The following is a 2,205-nucleotide window of genomic DNA, read 5'->3' on the forward strand; positions in this document are numbered from 1 at the left end:
GACCCAGGATCGCTTCGCAATCTTGGATAGTCAGGAAAATTTGGATGATACTTGGAAAACACTGCAACCAGGGGATGGCAATGTACCTAGCAAATCTGATTATGCCGCTTTTTACTTCCCCTGGATTCAAGTCTTCGATCCAGCCACCAACACACAGAACCCCAAAGGCGATGGTCTGCTCTATGTAGCGCCCAGTGGTCATCTCGCCGGTCTCTATGCCCGCGTCGATACACAACGAGGAGTCCACAAAGCCCCAGCGAATGAAACAATATTAGGAGCATTGGGTCTCAAGTACAACATCAGCAAAGCCCAGCAGGATGGACTCAACCCTCAAGGCATCAATTGCATCCGTAATCTCAATGGCAATATTCGAGTCTGGGGAGCACGCACCATCGGTGGTGATGCCAATGGAGAATTTAAGTACATCAACGTCCGCCGCCTGTTCAATTATCTGCGGGAATCTATTGACGAAGGTACTCAGTGGATGGTATTTGAACCCAATAATCCTGAACTTTGGGCGCAGATTACCCGTAATATTAACGCCTTCCTAACCAATGTCTGGAGTACAGGGGCTTTATTTGGGAATACACCTGAGGAAGCCTTTTACGTCAAGTGTGATGAAGAGACCAATCCCCCAGAAGTCAGAGATTTAGGTCAGGTGGTAACAGAAATTGGTGTAGCAGTGACCAAGCCAGCTGAATTTGTGATCTTCCGCCTGAGCCAGTGGGCAGGACCTAGTGGTAGCTAGGCCAGTAGGGAGTAGGGAGTAGGGAAGTAGGGAGTAGGGAGTAGGGAGTAGGGTTTTTTTGCTCAAAATCTTCCCACAGCGCGCGCCCGGGTCCCACCCCAAAGCTTACACCCCAAAGCTTACACCCCAAAGCTTACACCCCAAATCCATAGGAACAAGGAAGATCAAAGTATGGTAACTTCCCAGCAACTGACACCAGGTGTCTACCGAGAGGAGATATTCCCTAAACCAGCCCCTGGACTGTTCACAGGTGTACCTGTATTCCTAGGGTTTGCCGAGACTGGACCAATTAACTCCCCGCAGTCACTTACCCTATGGTCCCAATTCACAGAAACTTTTGGTCAGCCTCTAGCTGACGGTTACCTAGCTTATGCTGTGCGTGGGTTCTTTGAGAATGGTGGCAGCTTCTGCTTGGTTGTGCGGCTAGAAGACACAGTTTCTATCACAGAAGCACTGGGAGGACCGGGAGATGATAGTGGAGGACTAGGAGCGATCGCATCCTTGAATGAGATCGATTTGGTCTGTGTGCCAGATCTAATGCGGGGAAACCCTGACCAGGATGACGTGTTGAGGATGCAGAATGTCATCTTAGAACACTGTGATCTGCTTGGCGATCGCTTTGCCATCTTAGACTCGCTCCCTCCAGTAGCAGTACAGGTGACTCAGTCTCTAGAGAGGGTAACAGAGCAAAGGTCGAAACTGCAAGGCAAAAACGGTGCTTTGTATTATCCCTGGATTAAAGCTGAAAACGGTCCCGACTGGATGCCCCCCTGTGGTCACATTGCTGGAGTTTACGCCCGTAGCGATCAACAATTTGGCGTTCACAAAGCACCAGCCAACGAAACTATTGAAGGAATAGTGGATCTAAAGTTCAATCTGACCAATCGCGAGCAGGACATTCTCAATCCCCTTGGGGTTAATTGCCTGCGTGCCTTTCCCGGACGAGGTATTCGAGTTTGGGGAGCACGTACCCTCAGCGATGAAGCGAATTGGATCTATGTCAACGTAAAACGGCTATTCCTGACAGTGGGCAGATGGCTGGAACTGAACCTAGCAGATCTGGCCTTTGAGCCAAACGAGCTGAAGTTATGGGTACGGATTGAGCGAGAGTTGACCGCCTATTTTGAAGACTTACTCCAGCAAGGTGCCCTTAAAGGACCAACAGAACAAACAGCTTTCTACATTAAATGTGATGCTGAAACTAACCCACCCGAAGTGCGGGAAGCAGGGATGGTAGTCACAGAAATTGGTCTAGCACCTGCTATTCCCAGTGAGTTTATTACTGTGCGTATTATTCTCGGTGCTAGTGGTGTGAAAGTAGCAGCATAGGTCTGGGTTAGCAAGGCAATAGGCAACAGGCAACAGGCAATAGGCATGCTAGCAATAGGCATGCTAGCAATAGGCATGCTAGCAATAGGCATGCTAGCAACAGTCAACAGCAATTATTAGGATATTAA

General features: G+C 49.1%; 2 protein-coding genes. Both read left to right on the forward strand.

The window, feature by feature from the left end; genetic code table 11:
- The coding region (locus F6K37_RS39065; protein ID WP_287256608.1) for a phage tail sheath family protein at window positions 1-748 on the forward strand (748 nt) is incomplete at its 5' end.
- 171 nt (window positions 749-919) lie between these two features.
- Complete coding sequence (locus F6K37_RS39070) at window positions 920-2,077, forward strand: phage tail sheath family protein (protein ID WP_008184129.1); 1,158 nt, start codon at window positions 920-922, stop codon at window positions 2,075-2,077.
- The last annotated feature ends 128 nt before the right edge of the window (window positions 2,078-2,205 follow it).

It is taken from the genome of Moorena sp. SIO4E2 (assembly GCF_010671945.1).
In the GTDB taxonomy this organism is placed as follows: Bacteria; Cyanobacteriota; Cyanobacteriia; order Cyanobacteriales; family Coleofasciculaceae; genus Moorena; species Moorena producens.